Raw genomic sequence first — 26,847 nt, 5'->3', positions numbered from 1 at the left:
CTTGTCAGGGAAACACCTGCCGGTGGCAGTGTACTGCCTGAACAAGATTGTCTGTATTTCGACATCGCGGTGGTCAACGGGACACTATAGGTGACGCTCGCGATGGGAACATCTCGGCGAAGCGGTTCCGTCTCCGGAGCTCCGGCATTGTGGTGGCCTGTCAGATGTGTCGCACACTAGCTGCAGTTGAGCCCTGCCGTAATACGAATAGTGCCGTCAGAGCAATATGACCGTGAGGAAGATGGAAACGTCGTGCCGTGGGGAGAAAGGTCCAATTGCCAAGCTGATCTATTCTCGGTCAATGGCCCTCCACCGCGGATGGCATATTGCAATATCCACTCGGATAGAGTCTGCTGCGGTTAGCGTTTCTCGCCTCCAAATTGCAATCGTGCGTGAGCATCTGCCAGCATCGCGTGCGCCGCGGCGAGTTTACTGAGGAAAATACAAGATCGCGCCTGTTCTTACGCGCTAGTGTGTTCTCACTGAGCAGCGCGAATGTACGCTGAGGACCGGGTACTATCCTCAGATCAAGAGAGAGGTCACCGTGTCAGGAAAATCCAGCAGCATTATTAGACCGCCGGCTGCGTACTCGGTTTATGGATGATTCGGGCGTTCAAAAAATTCACAGAAGCATGTTTACGGTTGGCACGAAGGTTGCTGGGGGAAGTCGCTACATGAAGCAGCATCGCGAACGCGCAGAGCGCGACGCGGGAGTCTTTGAATGGGCCTTGCTGTGTGCAGCTCCGCGTTGACCCTGATTTCGAAGCTGAATGACGCGGTTAGAATGTCGCTGAAATCTAGGAGTATAGAGCGATGAGCGAGATGGCTTTGATGTACAATGTGATACCGCGCAACGACGTGATCAAACGCGCAGCACGGATCGGCGCTGAGGTTAGGAATGTTAAGTTGTCCGGCGATCTACCAAACCAGACGATTGCGGCGATCAACAGCGCTGTGCTCGAGCAAAAGGTCATCTTTTTTCGCGACCAAGGTCATTTGGATGAGTCCGAGCTAGAGCATTTTGCCTCTCGTCTTGGAAAGCTTGCGCCACATCCGACGATCAGTGCTAGCAAGCGAACCGTATCGATCCTCGAGCTTGATTCCAATCAACCTGCTAGCAGGGTTGACCTGTGGCACAGTGACGGCACCTTCGTCGATGCTTATCCCAAGATTACACTCTTGCAAGCCGTTGTCGTCCCACCATTTGGGGGCGACACCGTGTGGTCAAACACCGCCACGGCTTATCTAGCACTGCCACCACCGCTGCAACGGCTAGCCGACGAGCTCTGGGCTATTCACACCAACGACTACGGCTTAAGGATCGGCGCTAGCGAGGCTGACAAGAAATATATCGAAGAGGTCTTCACTAGAACGATCTATGAGACCGAGCATCCCGTGGTGCGTATCCACCCCGAGACCCGCGAGCGCACGCTTGTGTTGGGCTATTACGTGCAGCGGTTTGTCGGCATCCCAAAATACGACGGCGAGAAGCTGTTGGACCTCTTCCAATCGTATATCACAGCTCCCGAAAACACCGTGCGCTGGAATTGGAAGGAGAACGACATCGCGATCTGGGACAATCGTGCCACGCAACACTATGCGGTTAATGACTATGGGGACCAGCATCGTGTCGTTCGTCGCGCGACCATACATGGCGAAGTGCCCGTGAGCGTTGACCACCGATGTAGCGCAATGCGCATCAAGGCGACCAAACAACAGCGTTCGGGACCAATGTAGTACAAGCGAAAGTCCGTATAATAGGAAGTGCTCAAGCTACAAGATTGCCGATCAATTCATGTGATTTGAGTCCCGTGGCGACGCGCGGCTAGGCAGCCACGGGTCGCTGCCTTGGAGCGGCGGTGACAAGCAACATCCTCCTCCAGAGTTCATATTCGTGAGGTTTGCGGCCCTGAAGCCGATGTGCTCGTCCTCTGTAAGGTGAACGATGAAAAAGGTGATTAATGTCGACGATCTCCGAAGACTCGCAAAAAGGCGCCTGCCAACGATTTGCTATGACTTCATCGAGGGCGGCACGGATGACGAGATCGGGCTGGCCGCCAACGAACAGGCGTTCCGCCAAGCTCGCATTGTCCCGCGTTACCTCATCGATGTCAGCGTTCGCGATCAATCGACCAATCTGTTCGGCTGCACTTTTTCGAGTCCTCTCGGGATAGCACCAACTGGATCGGCGGACATGTTTCGCCGCGGTGCCGATCTGATGTTGGCTCAGGCGTCACGTGACGCGAATGTGCCTTTTATTATGTCGGGCGTCAGCTCAAGCTCACTCGAAGATCTCGGCCAGCTGGCACCTGACCATGGCTGGTATCAACTCTACCCGGCTATTGATCCGTTGATTTCAGAGGACATGATTAAACGGGTGAGAAACGCCGGGCTGAAGACTCTGGTTTTGACCGTGGACGTGCCTGAAGCTTCCAACCGCGAGCGCTGCATCCGGAACGGCTGGGGCCCTGCGATGAGGCCAAGCTGGAAGGCGAAGGTTGAAGCCTTGCGGCATCCACTTTGGATGATGCAGTGGTTGCGGAACGACGCCCCCTATTTTGGAAATTGGACGCGCTATGCCGGTCCTAGCGCTAGCGCCAGAATGGTTGCCGAGTTTGTAATGTCTCAGTTCGGCGCGCCGCTAACCTGGAACAACGTCGAACGTTATCGCCAGCTATGGGAGGGCAACCTCGTGCTGAAAGGAATTATGCATCCCGCTGATGCCGTTCGCGCCGGTTCGATTGGCGTAGACGGCGTCATCGTCTCAAATCACGGGGGGCGGCAGCTCGATAATGCGCCATCGCCGCTGGAAGTTCTGCCTACGATCCACGAGGCGGTGGGTGACAGGATGACCGTGATGCTCGATGGCGGTGTTCGTCGTGGTCTCCATGTCCTGCTCGCGATCTGCATGGGCGCTAAATTCGTTTTCCAGGGCCGCCCGACGCTATACGGCGTCACCGTGGGCGGAATAGCTGGAGCTGCAAAGGCACTGGCAATCTTCCGTCGCGAAATCGACATCAGCATGGCTCAGATCGGCGCTACTAGGATCGCAGATCTCGGCAAGCATTACCTAATGTAGGAATATGTGCAACATCTCTTATAACCGGTACTCTGCGTTTGGCATGATTGGCTTCACGCACGACAAACAGAGAAACGTCCGCATTGCATTTAGCTCCCCCTAGACAGGTGTGACGTGCTAACTGAAGGGCGCAAAATTGTGATCGCAAGATCTTTCGAAAATCAGGATGCTCACCACGTTTGGGACAATCGCGGCGCGCACCGAGGACGCCGGAGGAGTGGTGCCTAGCATTGCGTCCTAAGAAGATGACTCCAAGGACGACTGACGCAGGGCAAAACGAGACAATGGTTTGATTTTCTCGGTTGTTGCCTCCGGCCGCGATCAAATCCGCAGAGGATGTTCGGCGGGTCACTCCGACAAACGAGCGTACGAGGGGCAATCGCGCCCTAAAACGCCGTAAGCGAAACGCGAGGTGACGTTGGACAATGTTGCCCGAAAGGTCACGGCGGTCAGCGAAACAATGGCATAGTTCGGCTATCGGCATAACCGCAAAGATGAAGGGGGTGAACCACAGGCCTGGCTGGCACGATGTCCCCACCGCATTGCCGCCTATCCCTCTCATCGGCTGGACGAGCTGTTGCCTTGGAATTCGACACCCGCCTCGACGCCGAACTGGCAGACAGCGGCATGACCACGCATGTCAACAACTATCATGTCATCACCATTTCCTGGTTCGCGAGCCATCTCGGTGAACACTAGGACTGGCTGCCCTTGTGCCTTGTCGGTATGACGCCTTGCCCCGCTCGTTGTTCGTGAGCGTCACGGGAAGCTCACCGTGCCGGGCCTTGACTGGCGCGGAATGCTCTGGATAGCGCGGTCGGGATGATTGACGCCGCAGGCACGCGGTGATGGGGTGATCTCGGTTCGGAGCGGGCAACGGGGATCAGAATGACCAGTGAGTCGCAGCTGCGCGAGAAGCTTCGGAAGATCGAGGCGTTGTTCGTGGGTGCGGGAACTGCTGGTGAGCGCCTTGCGGCGGAAGCCGCGCTGCGGCGGGTGCGTGCCCGGGTCGAGGAGCTCGCTCGCCACGATCCACCGATCGAACAGCAATTCTCACTTCCCGACCAATGGTCGCGGCACCTGTTCTTGGGGCTTTGCCGTCGCTGCGGGCTGCGGCCGTTTCGTTATCACCGCCAGCGACGCAACACGGTGATGATCCGCGCGTCAGGAGGCTTCGTCGACAAAGTGCTGCTGCCGGAGTTCACCGAGCTGGAGAGGGCGCTGCAAGTCTATCTGCACGAGGTGACGCTGCGCGTGATCCGCGAGGAGATCTATGATGACACCAGCGATGCGCAGGAAGTTCCAGATGCCCTGCCGTCGAACTGATCAGGCGGCGAGCTTTGCCGGCGAACTGTCGCGCTCGGCCTTCCAATGCCACGGCAGCAGCATGTGCAACTGATTGATCTTGGTACGTCCAGAGACGATGCGCTCGAGAACATCGGTCAGATAGTGCCGCGGGTCGATGTCTTGCAGCTTTGCCGAGTTGATGAGCGAGGCGAGAATGGCCCATGTCTCGGCGCCGCCTTCGCTGCCGGCGAACAAGTAGTTCTTCTTTCCCAGGCCTATCGGCTTGATGCTGCGCTCAACCGTATTGCTGTCTATTTCAATGCGTCCGTCGTCGATGAAGCGCGTCAGGCCGTCCCAATGGTTGAGGGTGTAGCGGATGGCTTTGCCCAGACCGGACTTCTTCGAGACTTCCAGCAGCCGCGCCTCAAGCCAGGGTTTGAAGTCCTCGATCAACGGCCTGGTGTCGGTTTGCCGCACCGCAGCCCGATGCGCCGCCGGCAGCCCGCGGATGCGATCCTCAATGGCGTAGAACATCGCGATCCGTTGCAGCGCTTCCGCGGCAATCGGCGACTTGGTCGCGACGTGAACGTCCCAGAACTTCCGCCGCGCATGCGCGAAGCAGAACGCCAGCTGCACCAGATGGCCGCCGTTCTTGATCAGGCCCTTGTAGGCGGCATAGCCGTCGACCTGCAGGATGCCGTGGTAGTCCCCGAACAGCTGCTTGGCGCGGATCGCCTTGCGATCCTCGGCAAACATGTAGACCACCGCCGGCGGCGCCGGGCCACCCCACGGACGGTCATCGGTGGCGATCGCCCAGAACTGGCAGACTTTGGTCCGGCCACGGCCGGGATCGAGAACCGGCAGCGGCGTCTCGTCGGCAAACAGCCGCGGGTAGGACATCACTGTGTCGCGCAACAGCGTGTGAAGCGGCTTCAGTCACCAGGCGGCGCGCCCCATCCACGAGGCCAGCGTCTGCCGGTCGAGCGTGATGCCTTGCGCAGCGAACATCTGTTCCTGCCGATACAGCGGCAGCTGGTAGCCGTATTTCATCACCGCGATGTGGGCCAGCAAGGCTTCCGTCACCATCCCGCCGTCGATCGCCTGGGCCGGCGCGGGGGCCTGCAGCACACCCTGGCGGCATCCCCGGCAGCCGTACCGCGGACGCACTATGCGCTTGATCCGGTACTGCATCGGAATGACGTCGAAGGCTTCCTTGACGGTCTCCCCGATTTTGTGCAGCCGCTCGCCGCAGCAAGGGCAGATGTGGCTCTCGATATCGATCACGACGTCGATGCGCGGCAAATACTCCGGAAGCTTCCCCCGGTTGCGTCGCGCCGGTCGCTTTCCACGGCCCTCCGCTCCGTCAGGCAGCCCGCCTCCGGTAACGTCGTCGTTGGCGGCGGCACCAGCCGCCTGCGCCGTGATGGCGAAGAGAGGCAGCTGTCGGGGATCCAGTGTCTCAGAGCGGGGACCGAAGATCGTGCGCTTGTACTGGGACAGGATTATCTGGAGCTTGTCGTTCTCCTGGACCGCAGCGTCGCGTTGGGCAATCGCCGCATCACGCTCGGCCGCCAGCGTGCCGCATTCCGCCGACAACGCCGCAAGCCGTGACGACAGCGCCATCACGGCTTGTCGGAGCAATGCTGGATCAAAAGGCAAATCACTCATGCAGAGTGATTCTACAACAACTCCGCATGAGTGACGAACTACTCTTGATACGGATCAACCAGCTCGTGCTGGCTGATCCACAACCCGCATCGGCACACGCTTCCAGTCTGAGCCATCGAGCGAGGGCACATCGAAATATCCCCTCTGGAGAGTCTGACGAATCACCTGCCATCGAAGTTACAGTGTGCGAACCGACGCATCCGCTGTTCGGCCGCACGTTCCGCGTCATTCGCCGCTCGGTTCATCGTGGCGGGGGCTTCCCGCTTTCGTACGAGGTCGAATATCGAGACGGTGCCAGCCTTTTGATTCCGGTCGCGGCGACCGAGCCGCAGATGTCGAGGGAGAATCGAACGAAGCTGAGCGTCGAGGCACTACACGATCTGACCTCCCTGGTTGAGCAGCTCGAACACGATGCCGATCGATCCGAAAGAGCTTTGGGCCACGCTGCCAACGGCACTGCAGCGCCAAATCGTCAACGACGTCGCCGCAGTGCTGGCGGAGGCAAGTCATGAAATCCGAGCTGGTCAAGCCGATACACCTGGCGCGACGCGCGGTCGTGTACATCCGGCAGTCGACGACCCATCAGGTTGTGACCAACCAGGAGAGCCTGCGATTGCAATACGCGCTTCGCCAACGCGCCATCGAGCTCGGCTGGCCCGAAGCTGGCATCGACGTCATCGACGCTGATCTCGGCATCAGTGGGGCGTCGGCGGCTCAGCGCAGCGGCTTTAAAGAGTTGGTCGGACGTGTTGGGCTTAACGAGGTTGGTCTGATCCTGTCGATCGACGTGACGCGTCTCGCCCGCAACTGCTCGGATTGGTATCCGCTGCTCGATATCTGCGGGCTGCACGGCTGCCTCATTGCCGACCGTGATGGCGTCTATGACCCGGGCAGCGCGAATGGCCGACTGCTGCTCGGCTTAAAAGGGACGATATCGGAGCTTGAGCTCCATACGATACGTAGTCGATTGACGGCTGGTCTTCTCGCTAAGGCGGAGCGCGGCGAGCTTGCGCTCACTTTGCCGATCGGCCTTGTCCGCGATCCCTCTGGCGTCGTCGTCAAGGACCCGAACCTGGAGGTGCAGGAACGGCTTGAGCTGCTGTTCGAGACCATCCTGAAACTGCGTACCGTTGCCAAGGTCATGCGTGAGTTCAACCACCGCGGTCTGGAGCTGCCGCGCCGCAATCGCCACGGGGACCTACATTGGGCGCGGGCGACGACATCCGCGGTCGCGGCGATTCTGAAGAATCCTGCCTATGCAGGCGCGTTCGTCTACGGTCGGACAAGACTGCGCAAACCCTTGGACGGAAGATCGCCGACGAAGGCGCCGAAGCCGATCGAGCAGTGGCGGATCATCGTCAAGGACCGCTATCCGGCCTATATCGCTTGGCAAAGCTACGAGAAGATCAGGGACATTATCAGCGACAACCGAGCAGAATACATGCGCAACAAGACCAGAGGGGCTCCACGTGAGGGCGAACTACTGCTGCAAGGCATCGCATGGTGTGGAAGATGCGGTCACAAGATGTACGCTCGCTACAAGGGGGGAGCCGAGTACGTCTGCAATCACCTGCGTTCGCATCAGGGACTGCCGGCGTGCCAATACATCCGTGCTCGCCGCGTTGACGCCGCCGTGGCGCAAGCGTTCCTCACAGCGCTGGCGCCGGCCGAGATCGACGCATTGTCGTGCGCTCGTCGCGCTCAGCAACAGGCGTACAAAGCAATGCAGAGCGGTGCCGAGCAGCAGCTCGAACGCCGGCAATACGAAGCAGCGCTCGCCGAACGTCAGTTCAACCGCGTCGATCCTGACAACCGACTTGTCGCCGCCGAGCTCGAGCGCCGTTGGGAGGTGGCACTGAAGGAGGTCCGAGTCGCAGAGGAGGCCCTGGCCCGTTTGAAGTCTCCCCAGGCTATCGCTCAGATCACCATCGGCAACAAGGCGCTGAACGACAAAGTCGTCCGCCTCTCCGGCCGTCTGCCTGAGATCTGGACGGACCCGAGCACGACCGACGCGAAACGCAAGGCGCTGCTGCGCTGTCTCATTGACAAGGTGATCCTCGACCGCGAGCACGACGTCGTCAGGATGAGGATCGTCTGGCGCGGCGGAGCCGTCACCGACATCGAGGTAAAGATGCGCGTCAACTCAGTAGCGGATCTTACCCAAGGCGCGGAGATGCGAGAACGCGTGCTTGAGCTCGCCCGCGCCAAGATGCACGACGACGAGATCGCTGCCATGTTGACGAGCGAAGGACACCGGTCACCAAATTGCCCGGACAAGGTGTTGCCGATCACCGTCCAGCGCATTCGCTTGCACGCCGGCCTTAAGGGGCTTACCGAGCAACGTACACGATGGCGGCATTCAACCGACTTGCTCAGCGCACAGCAACTTGCCGGCGTATTGAACATTCCCGTGAACTGGCTGTACGTTCAGATCAGGCAAGAGCGCCTTTTGATCGATCGTCATCCTTCCGGCGCACATCTGTTCTCCAACACGTCGCGCGTGATTGAGGCTGTTCGAAAACTACGCAATCATGAGCTCGATCATCTCGATCTCAGAATCACTGAGCCTCACGAGGAGGGGCATCAACATGCGTAATCGAGCAGCACCGAGAGCTGAGCATGAGATAGCGGCATGACGCCTTCCTTGATCGGCGGCCAGGTGAACTGCCCCTCGATTCTCTTGTAGTAAAGGACAAGGCCGCTTCCGTCCCAGGTCAGGATCTTCAGCGATCTCGGCGCTTGGAGCGGAAGATGTAAAGTCCGCCGTCGAACGGATCGGCTCCAAACGCCTCGCTCACCAGCATCGCCAGCGAGTCCATGCCGCGACGGAAATCGACCGGCTGCGTCGCGATCCAGATCGACAACCCGGGTCGCAGCCCGATCATCGGCCAACCGTCCCGACTGCCGCCAGCATCTCGCACAGCGCCCGCCGGTCGACCGTCCCCCTGACACGGATGCGAACCGCGCCGACCTCGATCTCGATTGCCGCCTGCTCCTCGCGCGACGGCAATTTACCCCCGCAGCCGGTGATCGCGACCGGCACAAAGCCAGGTGGCACGTCTCCGGCCCGGCGCGCCGCGACCTTCGCCCGCGTCGTTTGACGACGCCACAGAAACAACAGGCTTGGACTGATGTCGTGTCGCCGCGCCACCGCGGACACGCTTGCACCATGCGCAAAACTCTCCGCAATAATCGCCGCCTTCGCATCGGCCGACCAGCGCCGGCGCCGGCCGGTCCCAGTGATGATCTCGACACGCTGCAGCGTGTCAGAAAAATCCTTGAGGATAGGCGTATGCCTATCCCTATCGCTATCCTTACGGCTATCCTTAGACATGGCGAGACCTCGTGATGATTCAGTCCACGAGATCTTCCTAACCGACCAGATTAGCCCTCAGCGCGTGGTCCCTGGATGACGCTCACCGTTGTTCGAGCAATACCCGCGAGGGCTCTAGGCTTCGTCTGGATGGGACGTACCTCCAACTGACCGCGAAGCCAGTCTTGGGCGCTGTGGTGACAATGAGTCTCTTTACCGACGATCAATGGCTAGCATTCATGCGACTGATAAGTAAACTCAATATGCTTGATCGTGACAAAGCATTACAATGTTGAGAGCAACTCGTTCCTATCATGGCGATCAACAAGGGCTCTCAATTCCCCGCCATCTAGCCAATTAATCCAATCATCGTCCATAATATCCTCCTCAACCAGCTGAAGTATCGATCCGCCAGGTTCATAATGTGAGTATCCGTATTTCGAAATAATACTCTTTTCGAGGAGTCGGTGGGGCATCAGCCCACATACGAAGTCCGGAGCCCACATCGCAAAAGATACGCCGCGTGCAATTCCCTGCATCACTCTGGGTATGCCTTGTCCTCTAAAGTCGCTGCGCACCCAAAGGTCTCCGTGGTATGCGATTTTGCCGGTCATCTTCTTCGCGCTCGGCGCTAAGCAGGTGCAGCGGTCTTGAGGGTGTGCATACTCAGACGGTTCGGCATAAAACGCCTTCAATGATTCGAGATGCTCCGCAAAGTTGCTATGCGGCAGGTCATACAGTCGAGCGGCCTGTACTGCCGCGACCCCATGATTGTTGTCAATGCCGACGATCCAAAACCCATGACCGGGTGAGATTCGCGAACGGTCCGGTCGAAAATTGGGATATGTCGGCCGTTTTGTCGGGATAGCGCGCGTGATAGAGACATATTTCTGAAAATCGAGTCCTATCGACAGCTTGATGCCTCGTTGTAGCGCGATATCGTCGTGTACTTGTAGGAAGCGCGAGACGTGTAGGGGATTTATCAAAGTGTTCATTGTGCGTTCCTTTCGTGAAAGGTGTTCTTTCGTGAAAAGCGTTAAGTCTGCGTTGCCCTGTGTGGTGAGAGCGTCGCAAACTTTCATTGCTGAAGACCGAACAGAACGATGTGCTCGTAAGAGCCTCCGATCGTGTTGCTCTGGATTGGCCTCTGCGGCTCGCCAATGGTCTTCGCGTCTTAGTCAGATAAGTCGAATGCGAGCCGAAGCCCGTTACGTATTCGATTGCCCGCCTTTCCAATTCCACTCTCTGTCGGTAAGCCCGTTCCTGCTAATTTCGTTCAGAGTTGCGCTAAGTCGTCTTAATCCTTTCCCAAGTGATTCGAGATCGCCTCCGTAAGAGAGTCGAATGCCGGCGGCGTCGCCAAAGGCTGTGCCCGAAACGATCGCGACGCCGGCGTTCGCCAGCATGACGCGGGCGACATCGTCGGCACTAAGTTCGTGGCCGTGCGCGTTGGCACGTCGCTGCAGTTCTGTAAGATCAAGGTAGAAGTATAATCCACCTTGAGCAGGAGGTTGAGGGACCGATGTCAGCGATGAAAGTATCGATAGTCCCAGTGCTCTGGCGTTGGCTACTTGGCGCTGCAGCAAGGCTTGGAAGTAAAGGTCACCGCGCTCCAAGTAATGGAGCAGCGCGTGCTGTGCGACGACGTTTACGTTAGCTGTTGTATGACCTTGTAGCGCGTTGATCGCGCTAATGACCGGTCTGGGGGCGGCGAGATAACCGATGCGCCAGCCCGTCAAGGCCAGCGACTTGGAAAACGAGTTCACAATCAAAGTACGATTGCGCACTCCTGGTGCCACCGCTAAGAGCGGATGGTGAATATGGGGCGCGTGGGCAAAAGCGCCGCAACATTCATCGAAGATGATCCAAATATCACGATCTTTTGCGAATTGGGCAATGCTCTCAAGGGTATCCCGATCGTACACTACCCCGGTCGGGTTATGCGGAGTGTTGACCACAATTGCCTTAGTCCTTGATGTAACAGCCGCTGCAAGATCTGTAAGTCTTGGTATGTAATTACTACGTCGAGTGTCAACGAAGACGGGTGTGCCGCCAGCAACGACGATCTGAGCTGGGAAAGAGGTCCAGTACGGAGTCGGGATTAGCACTTCATCGCCGTGGTTCAGAAGAGCCAGCGCCGCATTGAAGAATGCTTGTTTGCCGCCATTTGTAATCGCTACTTCGTCTGCCGACCAGGGTTGACCGGTTTCGGCTGAGATTCGCCGCGCAAGAGCGCTGCGCACATCAAAGAGTCCGATTGCTTCGGTGTATCGGTTGACCCTACTGTTGATTGCGGAGATTGCGCCATCCCGTGCTGACGGTGCAAGATCGCTCCAGATCTCTTCCGTTGTCAAATCGATGATATCATTGCTTAAATGTGCGGACGTAGCCGCGGCATTAGGCGCAACTAGCAACGAGTGGAGCGCGGTTGTCCGCTCGGCCAACCTAAGCGCTTTCCATTCAGGCACGTGGCTCATGGATGCAATGTGGCCGAATGCGCGAGTCGAGTCCATATATCGTCGCTCCGATTGCGGTTGCTAGGCGAGCAGAGAGCTAGGAAGCCGACTGCGACAATCGTTTTGCCGAGCGCGCACTTAACGAGTCACTCCAGGGCGCACAATAAACGTCAGCAAGAAAGAAGGTGTAGCGATTGGGGAAGCTATACATTCTAAGCGTTGCCATAGCTGGTGCACAACTCCATCAAAGTTCTTTGAAAGACCACGATGCGACCGATATTTCATATCAAGCTCATGCTGAAGAGTTGAGCAGCTGGCACTCAACGCCCTAACGTGTCGCACGCTCCTGTATCCCGGATCAACGGCCAGAACTGGTAGTTGACCACGTTGAATGGCTCAGTATCATCGTATGGAATGATATGGTATTTGCGTGGACGTTAGCTTGGTTGGTTGTGTGCTCGAAGCCGCCTTACTCGCGGGCAAGGCGTGTAGTTAGCGGCGCGATAACTGCCTTCTGGGGTGGAGATGCAGCTTAGGCCGGACAATCAGGGTAAGCCGACCTTATCACGTATAGCCGTGCAAAAACGTTGGAGGAAGCCAAAACGAAGGAATTGCGTCGACCAACAAGCATTCCACGGGCCCCATTTGGGATGATAATGGCGCGCGTGACTCGCTGGGTTACATCAACTCGAGCGCGGAGGCCTTCTCCCGCCGTTTGGTACTCAGGATAACTTTGTGATTCCGTGCATCGGTGCGCCTGTTGCTGGTGAAGGGAAAGTACACGATGGACCGGCTCGGTGCGGCATCGAGCCGCCGGAGCGAAGAAAACGCGGTAGGCTTCGTAGTCGACGCGAAGACCGCAAGCAGATGCCGCTCTTGAGCGCCAGAAGGATGGCGGCCCGGCGGTGCCATTTTGGAGCGAAGCCATGACCCGTCCACGCCGGAGTGTGTTATTTGTGCCCGGATCCAACGCACGGGCGCTCGAAAAAGCACGCGATTTACGTACCGATGGCCTTGTGCTCGATCTCGAAGATTCCGTTGCTTCGGATGCTAAAACCCGGGCGCGTGGGCAGATTGCCGAGGCGATTAAGGCCCGCGGATTCGGTAACCGCGAGGTATTGATCCGCATCAACGCACTAGATTCAGCTTGGTGGCACGAAGATGTCAGAATGGCCGCGCAGGTGGCACCCGATGGAATCTTGGTTCCCAAAGTCTCGAGCGTGGCCCAGCTTAGCAGCGTTGCTGAGCTGCTGGCGGCGAGCAATGGGGCGGGCTTCCTCTCGATCTGGGTCATAATCGAGACCCCGTGGGCGGTATCGCGCGTGGAAGAGCTTGCTGCCGCCGCGCGCGATCTGCAGACTGGGGTTGCGGGATTTGTGTTCGGTCCGAACGACATGTCGCGAGAGACGCGGATCAGGATGGTTCCGGGGCGTGCAACCATGATGTCGATTATCATTCATTGCATGCTAGCGGCGCGCGCACACGGACTTGAGATGCTCGACGGCCCCTACAGCGATTTTTCGAATCCCGAAGGCTTTGCCCTTGAATGCCGGCAAGCTCGCGACCTCGGGTTCGACGGAAAGACCCTGATCCATCCTAGCCAAATTGACATCTGCAACGCCATCTTCACTCCGTCGGCAGAGGAACTCGGCGAAGCCCGACGCATCATCGCAGCCTTTAATTTGCCGGAGAACGCGTCCCACGGCGCGATCGAGCTCAATGGCAAGATGGTGGAGCGGCTGCATGCTGAAATGGCTAAGCGAACGATCGCGGTTGCGGATGCGATCGCTGCCGCGACGGCCTAAACGGTAATGCCATGATAGTCCGTGTGGCCAGGGCGGCGCTGGAAGAGGCGATCCGCCGCCGATCGGATGGAAAGACCGCATACCCTGATTTCGCAGGACACCAACTCACCGGCAGGGCGGGGCTTCCACGTCTCGCGCCGGGCCGATGGTTGCATGTGCGAGTGTCTGGAGCTGGCGCCCGAGACCTCGGGGCTCGCGTTGCGCCTAAAACTTCTCAAGCGAAGCTAATCTTTTTCGGGCCTGTGGCATTCGAGATCGCAAGCCTTTGAGCGGCTTGAGGCCTGAAAGCGTACAATCTTATTCTTGCGAGTCCCTCGAATATCGGGTCCTGATCGGCGATCGCATCGGGGGGCGATGCGACCCAGGGAACGACGGGACAGTCTTCTTCGCTCTGGGCTGGACCCGATCGTCGATACGGACCATGCGCTGATGAAGCGATGAAGCGTGCCCGGCGATCGTTGCATCACTGGCAGCGCACCTTTGCAATTTGATCTCGCCCCGGAAGCGTGGCGTTCCGCGACGTCGCCTCGGCATCCACCCGACTTCAAATCGATACACCCGCGCCCGGTAGATTGGGTGGCATTGGACGAGCCGCATGGCCAATCAGGAAACGCGGTTTGAGTAGTCCTTTTTCTACTCCACTTACCGTGAGCATGTGGGAAAGACGGTGGCGTTGTCAAAGCGTAGCGGTATGTCCGCCCGGCACGAACTTAGGGTTTTCGGGCAGATCAGGAGCTTGACGTGGCATCGATCCAGCAGCCCTCGACGGTGGCGAACAGCGCGCGACCGACACCCCGCAGTGCGGTAGTCCACATCCTCTACGCACCCCTGCTGGCGCGGCTTGGCATGGCGCCGGCGCGTGGCGAACCGCTCTCGTGCCGCAGCGAGGCTTATTGGAGCAGGAGCGCGAGCCGCTCGGCGTGATCTAGGCTTGCGAGCTTGCCGGTTGCTTCAAAACCCCCACCGATTTGCTGCGTGAGATTGTACGCAGAAGCATGCCCTGGCGCTGGCTCGGCGAGGGCTTGATTACAAGTTGCACTAGCCTGGATCGACGATCTACTCGTACGCGCCAGAAAAGGAGTGCATTGCCAATGGCGAGGCGCACCGGCCTTACAGGTTCGGAGTCAAGGTCTCCGTCGCCAGCACGTTTATCGCACGTCATTGGTAACCATGTGACGGGCGCTGCTTGGCAATCCTGTCATAACGATTCACCTGAGATAGTGATTCAAGAGATAGACGCGCTGGTCGGCAAGGCCATGGAGCACCTTCTCGCCGGCAGAAACTGCCGGGGTCACGGGCTCGCCCGGCTCATCATTCGACTTCCCCTAGTCTCAGCCTGAAATCCGGGTACTTGCGAAAGGCGGAGAAATTCACCAGTTGTTCTCGCGCGAGCGATGCGGGCCAGCATCAGTCTCTATGCGGCGGTACGGTGTGAGCCCAGAGTTGCTCCGCGGCATCATCCAGCAGCAAGCCGATCCGCTATGCAATGGGTGGTGTGCCGGCTACTCTGTACAACCAGCCAAAATTGGGAGGCCAATGACCTGTGACGGCGAAATCGCCACTGCGGAGTAGCGAGATCGACGCATAACGTGAACTGGGTCGGCCTCACTGTGCAGCAGTGATGGTGTCGTTCCTTATGCCTTGCGTTCGTGAGCATCCAAGATACTTGGCGTGCCGTAGAAGTTTGCGCAAGAACGTGAGCATCTCGGCCTCAGACCACGTCGATGTCTATCTGCCTTGGGCCGGCTATCGCCGTTAATCCGGCAGCCGCCGCAAGCCCGCGATTCAGCCGTCCTGGTGGACTTCCACGAGAGCGAGGTCTCAATGCACAAAGATGACCGGACGCGGTCGGTCGACCGGGTGAATTGCACCTTCACTCCATCAGCTCTCTCAGGGCGTCGCCGGACCGAACACCAGCCAATGCTTAGGAGCGTTGGCCGGAAGCTCGCGTCCGCGCTCTACGCCCTATCTAATTTTGTAGCTGCCCAAACGATATCACCAATGATCTACGTTGTCCGAGCCGCGCTTGGGTTAGGGCGGCCGCTGCTGCCCTGTTTCGACTGCAGAGGTTCACTCGTCGCGGGTCTTCAGCTGGCCAGTTTGCCGTCTAATGTACGGAGCAGATTGATCGGATTGTGTCGCTACAACTTACCAGGAGATTGCAGTGTCGCTCGTTGCTCATGAAATGTCGCAGTCAGCATACGGTCGGAAAAGTCTCTATAGTATTGGAGAAATTCCGCCGCTCGGCTACGTTCCGGAGCAGATGTATGCGTGGACCATACGCCGCGAGCGACATGGGCCACCGGAGACGTCGATGCTGGTGGAGGTGGTGCCAACCTGGCCGATTGCAGAGGACGAGGTGCTGGTATTCGTATTAGCAGCTGGTATCAACTACAACGGAATTTGGGCGGCGCTCGGTACCCCCGTTTCGCCGTTCGACATGCACAATGTCTCTTACCACGTTGCCGGCTCAGACGCGGCCGGCGTAGTGTGGGCGGTCGGGGCTAAGGTGCGGGGTTGGAGGGTCGGCGACGAAGTTATCGTACACTGCAACCAGGATGATGGCGATGACGAGGAGTGCAATGGCGGCGAGCCGCTACTCTCTCCCTCCCAACGGATTTGGGGATACGAGACCCCTGACGGCTCCTTCGCCCAATTCAGTCGTGTTCAGTCTCGACAGCTGATGACAAAACCGAAACACCTGAAGTGGGAGGAGGCGGCCTGCTACACACTGACCCTAGCAACAGCCTATCGCATGTTGTTCGGTCACGCTCCGCACATTGTCAAACCGGGCGATAACGTGCTGGTGTGGGGGGCGTCCGGCGGACTCGGAGTGTTCGGGATTCAGCTTACCGCGACCGCCGGGGCCAACGCAATTGCCATTGTCTCGGACGCTGCCAAAGCGGAATACGTGAAGGCGCTCGGTGCTAAAGGCGTCATTAATCGCAACGACTTCGACTGTTGGGGCTCTATGCCCACTGTAAATTCGCTTCAATATAACAGTTGGATCAAAGAGGCGCGGCGATTCGGCAAAGCGATTTGGGCGATCACCGGAAAGCGCGATGTGGACATCGTCTTCGAACATCCGGGTCAGCAGACGTTCCCTGTTTCGACACTTATCGTTAAACGCGGCGGCATGGTGGTGTTCTGCGGAGGCACTACGGGGTTCAACATTACCTTCGATGGCCGCTACGTCTGGATGCGTCAGAAACGAATCCAAGGCTCACATTTTGCGAATCTTAAGCAAGCCAGCGCGGCGAACCGGCTCGTACTTGATCATCGCATCTCTCCTTGCATGAGTGAAGTGTTTTCATGGAACGAAATCCCACTAGCGCACACTAAGATGTGGAAGAACAATCACAAGGCTGGAAATACAGCCGTCCTGGTCAATGCAGTGCGTGTCGGCTGCCGAAATTTCGATGACGTCGCATCGGTGACGAAAACCTGACTAATTGATTTTTCCCTGGATTTGCGAGCGGAGTACGATTCGACACCTGAGCTGTTGCGGTGCAAGCTGCTGCTTATGCGAATAGCCACTTCCGGAGAATACTAGTCATAAGAACGATGCGTTTTCGATAGAAATTGAGAGCGAATGAACGCGTGGAAGAGTAAGTGCGGCTGTATCCATGATTCGATGTGGCCGATCGGACTTATCTCGGTTCACTAGGTTATCGTTTTCGAAATCATATCAGGGGCGTCGGCGAGTTTGTAGAACAACGTGTGGATGACGTGACAGCGATTGATTTAGTCGATCCGAGCCATGATGCGCTCCTTGAGTTCGTATTTGAGGCCAGCCGGATATGGCGCAGGACTGAACGGCGAACTTGGAGAAGAGCCCATCGATGAGACTGAGCCGCGAGCCGTGCTTTGGGGTGAAGGTGAGTTCGAAGCGTCCTACCGGGCGAGTTGGCGAGCCAGACTCTGAGTTCTCTCAAATGTGCGCGGAATGACTGTCGAGGCTCAACTTGATGTAATGTTCGGCGGATAGCCGGTATCGCCAAGCCTGAAGAGCTCTATGAACTCTCGACTGCCGTGGTGATCTTTGACAAGAGCGTGGACCGTGCCCATCAGTAAATCAATCCGAGCCAAAACGCTGAGCGTCCATGGCGTTGGTATTCACGACAGCGCGCAAAGGTAGCGTGGACCTGGCTTGGGCTCAAGTCCGTCCCGACGTTGCGAGCCTGGATTCCCGGCGTCTCGTCGTAGGAGACGATCGTCACCGGTCTTTTGCCCGCTTTCTTATGGCCGAGGCTTTTCTTTAGAAAACTTGGACTTCACGATAGACGCACCAAGACCTCCGTCATCTTCTGTTCGAACTCGGCGTCGCGAACTCGAGGTAGTGGCTGACTTTGTGCAACTTGATTTCCTTTTGGCCGAGGATCTTGCAAACCGTTCTGTGGGCCAAATTTGCGTAACACCACATGCGCTGCCGCGGGCTCCTGTTCGCGCGCGCATGGCGGCCCAGAGCTGCGCACTTCACTCATGCGGATAGCCATAGTCTTTTGCCTTATCACACGCCAGCACGCCAACCAGGTTTGGCCTCAGGCAGATCGTTGGGTGCCTGCATGATTCGAATTCTCTGCTGAATCGTTGCCCCTTGATCTTTCAAGGTCTTCCTTAAGCCGAGGCCGCTTAGCGAAAGTCTGGAAGGAAGGAGGTTACCTGCTCGGGAAGCGCGGCGAAGATCGTGTTGGTTCGAATGCTTGTCATTTGCCCTAAAGAAACTCACCACTCGGGGCACTCATGCAGCTTGGCTTTGCTGAGCGCCATCAACGAGGTATTAAGGCTCGGTAAGGTATTCATTAAGCTGCCTAACCAGGGCTAACGATCTCGTTGAAATGGACCCCGATTTTTGTGACCACGTGCTTAGTTGGAAGGGACTGCTCCGTTTGATAGACGGAGCGCATGATGACGACGAAGACAAGACGCAAGATCGACGCGCACTGAAGGCAAAGATCGCGCTGGAAGCCGTGCGGGAGCAGGCGACGGTGGCCGATTTGGCTCAGCGCTATGAGGTTCACCCGAACCAGATCTATGCCTGGAAGAAGCAACTGCTGGAACAGGCGGCGCGGGCCTTTGACGCGGGTGTCGGGCGGGAGAGTGAGGAGGCTCGCGAACGCGAGATCGAGAAGCTGCACGCCAAGATTGGACAACTGACAGTCGAGCGCGATTTTTTAGCGCGGAGGTCCGGAAGATGAGCACACCGGACCGTCAAGGAATGCTCGATCGCGCCGACATGGCGCTGTCGATCCGCCGGCAATGCATGTTGCTTGGCATCGCGCGCTCTGGGGTCTACCGGCCGCCACGGCCGGCCAACGACAACGACCTTGCCCTGATGCGGCGCCTCGGCGAGCTGTTCACCGCCTGGCCGTTCCTGGGCTCGCGGCGAATGACCGCGATGCTGAAGGCAGAGGCGCTTCAGGCCAATCGCAAGCGCGTGCAACAGTTGATGCGCAAGATGGGCATCGCGGCGTTAGGACCAAGGCCGAACACGACGAGGCCGGCGCCGGGCCACAAGATCTATCCCTATCTGTTGCGCAACATGACGATCGACCGGCCGAACCAGGTGTGGGCGGCCGACATCACGTATCTGCCCATCGGCCGCGGCTTTCTTTATCTCGTGGCCATCATCGACTGGGCGAGCCGTGCGGTTCTGGCGTAGCGGTTGTCGAACATGATGGACGTCTCGTTCTGCGTGACGGCTCTGGACGAGGCGCTGGCGAAGTATGGCACGCCGGAGATCTTCAACACCGACCAGGGCAGCCAGCGGCCTTCACCGGCGCGTTGGCGGCGCAGGGATCAAGATCTCCATGGATGGCCGCGGTCGTTGGATGGACAACGTCTTCATCGAGCGGCTGTGGCGGTCGCTCAAGCATGAGGACATCTATCTCAAGGGCTATGCCGACGGCCGCGAGGCCAAGGCAGGGGTCGCGAGCTGGATCGCCTTCTACAACGATCGTCGCCTTCATCAGGCGCACGGCTATCGCACGCCGATGGCGGTCAGGCGCGAACGGATGCAGGCCGCGAAGGCTGTGGACATGGTGGACAACGCTGACGCGTTGACCATATGCCCACAGCAACTGCAGCAGACAGGGTCCCTGGCAGCGTGATAGAAAGGGATCAGGAGCGGTCAGTTTCCAACTAACAAACCGGTTCAAGCGGTCCCGCTTCGCGGGTCCATTTCAGTGGTATGGTGCTTCCAATTGGCCGTGCCGCAAATTTGGATCAGCTTCAAATTGATAAGATCGCAGCAATATCCGTTGTTGCCTCAGATATTGCAAAGTCGGTCTTGTCGTTCGAACAAATCGCTCTGCGCGCCAACCAGTTGGGGATTCCGCTGATTGTGAACGGGGCCGGAGCAGCTCCAAGGTTTCCCAACGTTTGGCTTCAATATGGAGCCGATCTACTGATTCATTCAGGCGGCAAGTATATCAGCGGACCGCAATCCACCGGCTTCTTACTGAAAGATTATGCCGAGCTGCGTACCTGAATGGGCCTCCTAGCCAATCGTTTGGTCGGTCAATGAAGGTTGGTAAAGACGAGATCATTGGCGCTTACGCCGCGTTGGAGCAATGGGTAAAGGGGGAGCTGCTCGCGCAATGGAAAGATGGCGCGACTGTATTGCGATAATGAAGCGCGAATTTGTGAGCGTACCTGGCCTCTCTGTCGAAGAGATAGAGTCAGACTCTGCATTCTGCAATCCACGAATAGCGGTTTCTTGGCGGGCTAAAGTATTCCCAGTAAGCGCCGAGGTGATCGCCAAGAAGCTGGCTGGCGGGCGTCCGCGCATAGTGTTGCACGACTATTGGCAGGGACTGCAACGGATCGTAGTCGATCCGACCAATCTGACCAAAGTCGAAGCCGAGATCGTTGGCCGTTCAATCGTTCATGCCATTTCAGAGCCTTTTGTTCCGCCAGCCGCACCACCGCACGAGGACTTTGAGGACGTAGCAGGAGCATGGCAGGTCTTTATCGACTTTCTACATGGTAGCGCTGTTCACGCGTTCGTTCTGCTACAGGAGGGTCAAGACACTACGGGCAAGCACATCGGCACCGATGTCTCGAGTAACTGCCGAGGCCAGATAGTTGGACCGAAATTGAAGCTGGTTTCACAATTGCCGGGCGATCCCTTGGCCTTAGACTACGAGTTCGAAGGGACGCTTCGCGACGGCATTTTGACAGGGGTTGTTTACTTGGGTGCGTCTGCAGCCAAGTACAGCGGCCTCACCTTTAGGCGGCAATTCGGACGAGCGAGTTGGCGCGCCACGCGTACCCGAGCAAATCACACCGATGGCGTAAAATGTGCAAGTCGTCGCTAAGCGGTCCTCTAAAAGTAGTCCGAGAAAACTGGAGATAATGAGGAAGTATCATCTTCGACGACAATTCAGCCAAATCCATGCTCGCATACTGTTGATACGCGTGGCCAAGCTGATTGAAGCGTATTTGGCCGGCTCGAAATGCAAGTGCAGGCCGGCCGCTTAATATGTGTGTAGTGCAGACCACGGTTACATCGAGACCTACCGGGAAGGCGCATGGCCGAGGCACTACAATTGGCGCGACCGGCGGTCACAGTCGTCTTGCCCCGTAGTTCGTGTCATTCACCATCGCTGGAATAAATCTGATCGGGCGAAATGGGAGGCGAACAGAGCCTATTGCGCGTGATTTGTAGTAGTTGCGGCACTCGGCGATATGCGACCCGAACCGAGAAGATCGCCCCCCATTAGGGAGAATGATAGGCTGATCGTTGTGGCACTGGGCGGTGCGGGAATTGTCAGCTACGGCACACTTTATTATTGCGTGGCGGCTATTGCAAAAGAAGCTTCCCGTGACCTCGCAGTCACCGAGGGGTGGATACTCGGTTGTTTCTCCTTTGCTTTGCTCGCCAGTGCGCTGATGTCGCTGGTTGCCGGTCGCCTCATGGACCGATACGGCGCAGGCAAGACAATGAAAGTCGCCTCATTCGTTGGAGCTGCTAGCCTGGGAATTGTAGCAACTTCTTGGAACGCGGTCGTTTTTGCAATCGCCCTGTTCGGTATGCAACTTGCGTCGGCATTTCTCTTTTATGAGGCTGCGTTCGTGTTTTTGGTACAGCGAGATGCGGTTGATGCGAAACGGCAAATGGCTGATTTGACATTGATTGTCGGTTTCTCGTCAGCGCTGTGTTGGCCGTTGACCTCGTTGTTGCTCACGTCGATATGCTGGAGGCAAGTCTGTTGGATCTATGGAAGCTGCAATGTTCTCCTCGCCATGCCCTTGATCCAATTGGCTGGGAAGTCCTCCCCAAGGCTTGGAGATCAGAGCACGGCCTGTGGCTCGCAAGACCAGTCCTCTTCCAAGCTGATGGACCTCGTCCTCATGACGGTAGGCTTCTCGCTGACGACATTTGCTTTTTTAGCATTACTCAGCCGGATGATTCCCATCCTTTCGTCGATCGGCTTAGACCTGCAGGAGAGAGCCTTGGTTTCCATGCTCTTCGGCCCATCACAGCTCGCAGTACGGCTGTTTGCAGGATCGTTTAGCGAGAGGATATCCCCTATTAAACTCACCATTCACTCACTCATCGCAATTGTAATCTTCATTGCCTTCGTTGGGTGTAGCTCTGGTCTAAACAGCATCTGTCGTGGAGAGATTGCCGCTCTCAGTCTTTGGACCGGATGGGTATGGAACACGGGTCGGGTTGATCACCACTTTCCGATTGTCGACGGCTTCGTTTGCGCCATTCTTCTTCAATTTCATCCAAAACAACTGTGGCCTCGGGCTTGCCTTGGCTTCTCTAGCCGTCTGCGCAATAGCAAGCACGCTTTCATTCGCACTCGTGAGTGCCCGATCAAAGCGGGAACCAGGCCGATGAAGAAGTTGGCTGATCGGCCTGACGGCGAGCCCGACGTGAACCGGATCGTCAATAAGTGTCCGCCACCTTAGATGAACGATCGCAAGTATATGAGTTTGGGCTTATCACGCCGAGCTCGACGTTAGCGCGCATTCTGGAGAGCTGTGGTGTGCGCGAGGGGGCGATCAACTGGGCGGTCCAACTGCAGCGCCGAATGCGAGATGTATCTCGGCTTTGCCGGGCCAAGCTCTAATGACAGATGCCGCCCTGCTGAAGAGCTGCACGTTGGGAGTTTCTGGTACGCTAGGCTGGGTCATCGCGATAGCGACCGCCATTCGCCGGGTCGTTCTGCAGCATTTTGCGTCTCGCCTGCGGCGTGTCAGCGAGCGCCCGCTGGCGGTCCTCCCGAACCGATCGAACAGCAGGCGACTATGGGAGAAGGCGTCAAGTTAGCTGATGTCAGCTCGAGCCCGCCTTGTCCCAATCGGATGAAGGGGGGAACCGCCGCCTTTGACCATTAAGCTGCCCTACCAGAACCGGTAGTTTGCGGACATTCCGGACGTAGCCCAATTTAAGTTGCAGTTGCGGTTGCCAACCGCCTCAAAGGCAGGGATTTCGGTCGCTCTCGGCAGAAAGAGTAACATCGAGGTTCGATGATCGCATACCTATCCGACCGCGCAAATGCTGTTACTGCCGTGGGGCTCCTCTGTTCTGGTGCAGCGACGGGGCTCGTGGTGAAAGGACACTATGAGGCGGGAGTAGCGCTCGGACTTTGGGCGGTCATCGCTGATGATGTGGATGGCGAAATTGCCCGGCGCACCAAGAATCGAACCATGGCAACCAAGTCCATTGGTAAAGCTCTCGATGCGTTCTCTGACCTCATGTTTGGATCAGTCATCCCTGCAATTGTCATCGCATCTTTTATCGAGTCTCCAGCATCTGCGATGTTCACAGCGTTCCTGATATTGATCGGGGCTCTTCGCCTGGCATATTTTGACTATTTCGGATTGGACGATCGCGGTTATTCGACCGGTCTACCTCTCTCTTACGCTCTGCCAGTGCTCGCGGCGATCTTGATAATTGACCACACTATTGCGCCGCTTGAGTTAGGTGTCATCCTTCCTGCCGTCTTTGTACCGCTATCATTGCTCCACATCGCGCCGTTCAAGATCAAAGCCTCTGGCAGTCTTGTGCATGTGATAACCATCGGCGTGGCGGCCACTGCGTCTGCCGGATTATTGATGACGAGTAGAGCGGGTCAATAAGCGGGCTTGCAATGTCGTAAGGACGAGAAATGTCGAGCTCAATCAACCGCGTGGTATTTGCCGGCACCAGGGGACTTGCGACCCGCTGTCTTCTGTTCGTTATCGAGACCTGCGGCAAAGACCACATCGCCGGCATTCTCGGCGCTTCTCGGTACGAGAAAACTTGGTGGAGGCACGAAACCAGTGAGGAGCTTTGGGAAGTTGCAGACCGCTTCGGAGTACCCTTTTTCGAATCGATAGATGATGTTCCTCCTCTCGGAACGTTTCTCGTAAGCGTCATGTGGAACAAGATTTTCCCGCCCCATATCCTCGCACGGTTCGATGGAGGGGGTATCAATCTTCATCCGGGCCCACTCCCTGAATATCGCGGCAGTTTTGCGCGGACGCATGCCATACTCAATGGCGAGAAGAGCTTTGGGGTAACTGTCCACTATCTCTCAGAGCGGGTCGATAGGGGCGATATTATCGGCGAATTACGGTTCCCCGTGCTGCCTTCTGAGACCGCCCTCTCTTTAGACACCAGAGCGCAACTTTATGGCTACGCTCTCTTCTGCCAAGTGTGGCTGCGTTTATTGGACGGATCGGCGACGTGTCGCTCACAAGACGAGTTGATCGCTCAAGAAAAGCGCAAGGCTTGCTTCTATCCCATGCGCATGATGACCGCACTTTTGGATTCGTCAGACGTTCCACGCAGCGCCGAAGAACTCGATCGGCTCTACCGCGCTCTATACCTTCCACCACGCATTGAGCCTCCAAAGTGGCTTGTCGAACGAATCATGACCAATGAGGTTCGGACACTCGCTCGGGACGTTCACCTCCAGGGTAAGGGGTGACTTGGCTCGCACCGCGGAAGCTAGCCCGGAATACGAGATCGCGCTTCGCGAGGCCGTCCGCGAAGCCAAAGTGTTGCCTGCAAACCTCCGCTCATTGACTGAACGTGGTCTTAGCTCTGGAGGTTGTTTTTGTAGCATCCAGCCTATCGAGAGGCGCCCACGCCCCGACCGCGTGTGAGCCGGCTGAGCACGCAGGAGATTAGCTGTGTGTGGGATTTGCGGATTCATCGGACGGATTACTGATAAGTCAGTGACCGAACGGAACCTTGCGCGTTGCGCTCAGACTCTGGCCCATCGGGGGCCCGACGCGAGTGGTAGTTGCGTGACCTCTTCCTTTGCCTTTGCGCATCGAAGGCTCGCGATCATCGATCCGGATCCTAGGTCAAACCAACCGTTTCTCGATGAGGAATTCGGCTTGGCCCTCACGTATAACGGGGAGATCTACAATTACCGTGACTTAAGGCGGGACCTGCTCCGGCGCGGATACCGATTTCGCACTGAGTCGGATACGGAAGTACTTTGCAAGGCATTTGCTTGTTGGGGGATTGATAGCGTCAAACGTCTGCGGGGAATGTTTGCTTTCGCAATCTACGATCAAAAGACCGCGACAGCGTTCCTTGTCAGAGATCGGCTCGGAGTCAAGCCGCTATATTACGCTTGCGTGGATAATGGGTTTGTCTTTGCCTCACAGCCGTCAGCCATCCTGCAGTGGCCTAGGGTCCGCTCGAAGCTCGATCCGGTCGGGTTATCAAGCTTTCTCTCCTACCGCGCGGTCTTCGGCGAGAGGACGTTTTTTGCAGATGTTCGAAAGCTGCAGCCTGGAACCTGGCTGAAGATCACGGCTCAATCGCACGAGCAGACGCGTTGGTGGGATCCTGCCTGCCTCGATGAGAGTCGTGATTGCAGTTCTCTTGAAACCTTGATTAGCAGCGCCGTGGAGGAACATTTGCTGCCCCACACTCCAGTCGCGGCGCTGCTTTCCGGAGGGCTCGACTCCAGTATCTTGGCTTTTGAGCTTTCAAGGCACTCGTCGCAAAGGCCGACATGCTTCACTGGAATTGTAAGCAACGATGTGTACGATGAAAGCCCTTATGCTGTCGAGGTCGCGAAATCTCTTAAGCTCGCCCACGTCTTGGTCCGGCTGCCCGGGGCAACGAGCCTGGATGTCGTTACGCGCCTTACCGCGTTACGTGGTCATCCAGTCGGCATGCACAACGAAGCTGCAATGTATTTACTTGCGCGGGCGGTCAGCCACTCTCACAAGGTCCTCCTTACCGGCGAAGGCGCCGACGAGATATTCCTCGGGTATAGCCGGATCTTCAGATCGCCCTTCGACCTTCGTCGACAGGGATTGCTCGCTGCTTTGCCAGATATCATTGGCCGCCCGGCGCGACGTCATCTCGGCCTTCCAAAGTTCAAAGCGAGCGAATTTGAGATCTTCCTTGCGCGCTACACTTACTTTCCCCAAGTCGAGAAGCTAGGGCTGGCGACACCGGCATGGAGAAAGGAGATCGGTCACGATGCGGGGCTGATCGATTGGATGAACAATGCCTACCATTCAGGTAGCGCCACCCCGGTCGAGCGCATAAGGCAATTCTTTGTACGGCATCATCTTCCGGCCCTGCTTGAAATGGTCGACAACACCACAATGGCGGCGGGCGTGGAGTCTCGCGTTCCCTTCACAGACCACCGAATCGTTGCGCTGGCTCTGCGCATGTCGTTCTCAGAACATCTGCGTTGGAAACATGCCTTCGCCCCGTTTCGGGCGGCCTTCACGCCGATTGAGAAATTTAGCGAAACGCTTGACGTCTCCAAGGTCGCTCTGCGCAGTCTTTACCGAGATCGTCTACCCACAAGTGTGATCACGAGAAAAAAACTCGGGTTTCCGCTGCCTCTCGGCAAGTGGGCGACCGACCAGAGCTCGAAGCCGTTTCGGGACTTAATCTTCAAAGACTCTCCGGCGATCGCTGATTATCTCGATGTTGACGCTCTCCGGGGATGGTATGCGCGTCGCTCTCAAGCCGCAAGCGATGCATTCGGAAAGCAGCTCTGGCTGATCTGCAATCTGGAGGTCTTCCTTCGTCAACTTTCTTCATAGCTGCTGGTAGGACCTGATGCGGGGGAGCCAAGGCAATCCGGAATGCCGCACGCTTAGTGGGAAGACGAGCCGATCGGTGTGGAACGGGAGAATGCCAGGCGCCAGAAATGTACGGATGCGCGATCGCGCTATCCAATGCCCATAACGCGTTCTGAGGGGGCAGGAAGTTTGCTGAACAACGCGAATGGGATTAGGACGCGAGTAGGACGTTGA

The 26,847-nt window shown here is 57.4% G+C and carries 17 protein-coding genes and 3 pseudogenes; 15 read left to right on the top strand and 5 right to left on the bottom strand.

Annotated elements, in window-relative coordinates; all coding sequences use genetic code 11:
• Positions 1-813: 813 nt before the first annotated feature.
• The 3 genes from MTR72_RS15580 (at position 814) to MTR72_RS15565 (ending at position 4,405) form a co-directional block, all read left to right on the top strand.
• Entirely contained in the window at positions 814-1,737 is a 924-nt protein-coding gene (locus tag MTR72_RS15580) for a TauD/TfdA dioxygenase family protein (RefSeq protein WP_341510516.1), read from the top strand.
• Positions 1,738-1,945: 208 nt separating this feature from the next.
• Positions 1,946-3,079 (top strand): alpha-hydroxy acid oxidase, encoded by a 1,134-nt coding sequence (locus MTR72_RS15575; RefSeq protein WP_341510515.1) that lies wholly within the window; start codon positions 1,946-1,948, stop codon positions 3,077-3,079.
• A gap of 888 nt (positions 3,080-3,967) precedes the next feature.
• Positions 3,968-4,405, top strand: a complete 438-nt coding sequence (locus MTR72_RS15565; RefSeq protein WP_341510514.1) for a hypothetical protein — start codon at positions 3,968-3,970, stop codon at positions 4,403-4,405.
• On the opposite strand, the pseudogene tnpC reads toward MTR72_RS15565, so the two are convergent.
• Positions 4,406-5,989 (bottom strand): annotated as a pseudogene (gene tnpC / locus MTR72_RS15560) (IS66 family transposase).
• A gap of 71 nt (positions 5,990-6,060) precedes the next feature.
• Here tnpC and MTR72_RS15555 point away from each other — a divergent pair.
• Positions 6,061-6,546, top strand: a complete 486-nt coding sequence (locus tag MTR72_RS15555; RefSeq protein WP_341510513.1) for a hypothetical protein — start codon at positions 6,061-6,063, stop codon at positions 6,544-6,546.
• A complete protein-coding gene (locus tag MTR72_RS15550) occupies positions 6,543-8,630 on the top strand; it encodes a recombinase family protein (RefSeq protein ID WP_341510512.1) in 2,088 nt (695 codons plus the stop codon). Before MTR72_RS15555 ends, MTR72_RS15550 begins: the two co-directional genes overlap by 4 nt.
• Here MTR72_RS15550 and tnpB read toward each other — a convergent pair.
• The 4 genes and pseudogenes from tnpB to MTR72_RS15530 form a co-directional block, all read right to left on the bottom strand.
• A pseudogene (gene tnpB, locus MTR72_RS40370) lies at positions 8,618-8,838 on the bottom strand (IS66 family insertion sequence element accessory protein TnpB). The gene MTR72_RS15550 and the pseudogene tnpB overlap by 13 nt on opposite strands.
• Before the next feature lie 77 nt (positions 8,839-8,915).
• Positions 8,916-9,368, bottom strand: a complete 453-nt coding sequence (gene tnpA / locus MTR72_RS15540; RefSeq protein WP_341510510.1) for an IS66-like element accessory protein TnpA — start codon at positions 9,366-9,368, stop codon at positions 8,916-8,918.
• Positions 9,369-9,631: 263 nt separating this feature from the next.
• Positions 9,632-10,342, bottom strand: coding sequence for a hypothetical protein (locus MTR72_RS15535; protein ID WP_341510509.1), 711 nt, complete (start codon positions 10,340-10,342; stop codon positions 9,632-9,634).
• 213 nt (positions 10,343-10,555) lie between these two features.
• A complete protein-coding gene (locus MTR72_RS15530) occupies positions 10,556-11,860 on the bottom strand; it encodes a pyridoxal phosphate-dependent aminotransferase (RefSeq protein WP_341510508.1) in 1,305 nt (434 codons plus the stop codon).
• Positions 11,861-12,729: 869 nt separating this feature from the next.
• Here MTR72_RS15530 and MTR72_RS15525 point away from each other — a divergent pair.
• The 10 genes and pseudogenes from MTR72_RS15525 (at position 12,730) to asnB (ending at position 26,634) form a co-directional block, all read left to right on the top strand.
• On the top strand, positions 12,730-13,608 hold the full coding sequence (locus MTR72_RS15525; RefSeq protein ID WP_341510507.1) for an HpcH/HpaI aldolase/citrate lyase family protein: 879 nt from the start codon (positions 12,730-12,732) through the stop codon (positions 13,606-13,608).
• Positions 13,609-14,349: 741 nt separating this feature from the next.
• Complete coding sequence (locus tag MTR72_RS15520) at positions 14,350-14,532, top strand: hypothetical protein (RefSeq protein ID WP_341510506.1); 183 nt, start codon at positions 14,350-14,352, stop codon at positions 14,530-14,532.
• Positions 14,533-15,793: 1,261 nt separating this feature from the next.
• Entirely contained in the window at positions 15,794-17,056 is a 1,263-nt protein-coding gene (gene ccrA / locus MTR72_RS15515; RefSeq protein ID WP_341510635.1) for a crotonyl-CoA carboxylase/reductase, read from the top strand.
• A gap of 1,460 nt (positions 17,057-18,516) precedes the next feature.
• Positions 18,517-19,601, top strand: a pseudogene (locus MTR72_RS15510) (IS3 family transposase); the annotation flags it as partial.
• A gap of 197 nt (positions 19,602-19,798) precedes the next feature.
• Entirely contained in the window at positions 19,799-20,098 is a 300-nt protein-coding gene (locus tag MTR72_RS15505) for a hypothetical protein (RefSeq protein ID WP_341510505.1), read from the top strand.
• A gap of 109 nt (positions 20,099-20,207) precedes the next feature.
• Entirely contained in the window at positions 20,208-20,927 is a 720-nt protein-coding gene (locus tag MTR72_RS15500; RefSeq protein ID WP_341510504.1) for a hypothetical protein, read from the top strand.
• Positions 20,928-21,354: 427 nt separating this feature from the next.
• Entirely contained in the window at positions 21,355-22,530 is a 1,176-nt protein-coding gene (locus MTR72_RS15495) for an MFS transporter (protein ID WP_341510503.1), read from the top strand.
• A 561-nt stretch (positions 22,531-23,091) separates the two neighbouring features.
• Positions 23,092-23,703, top strand: coding sequence for a CDP-alcohol phosphatidyltransferase family protein (locus MTR72_RS15490; RefSeq protein ID WP_341510502.1), 612 nt, complete (start codon positions 23,092-23,094; stop codon positions 23,701-23,703).
• Between the two features lie 29 nt (positions 23,704-23,732).
• On the top strand, positions 23,733-24,536 hold the full coding sequence (locus tag MTR72_RS15485; protein ID WP_341510501.1) for a formyltransferase family protein: 804 nt from the start codon (positions 23,733-23,735) through the stop codon (positions 24,534-24,536).
• Positions 24,537-24,741: 205 nt separating this feature from the next.
• Positions 24,742-26,634 (top strand): asparagine synthase (glutamine-hydrolyzing), encoded by a 1,893-nt coding sequence (gene asnB, locus MTR72_RS15480; RefSeq protein WP_341510500.1) that lies wholly within the window; start codon positions 24,742-24,744, stop codon positions 26,632-26,634.
• Positions 26,635-26,847 lie beyond the last annotated feature (213 nt).

This window comes from Bradyrhizobium sp. ISRA442, assembly GCF_038085055.1.
Lineage (GTDB): Bacteria > Pseudomonadota > Alphaproteobacteria > Rhizobiales > Xanthobacteraceae > Bradyrhizobium.
The sequence above is the reverse complement of the archived record's forward strand: the minus strand, read 5'-3'. Positions and strand labels throughout refer to the sequence as shown.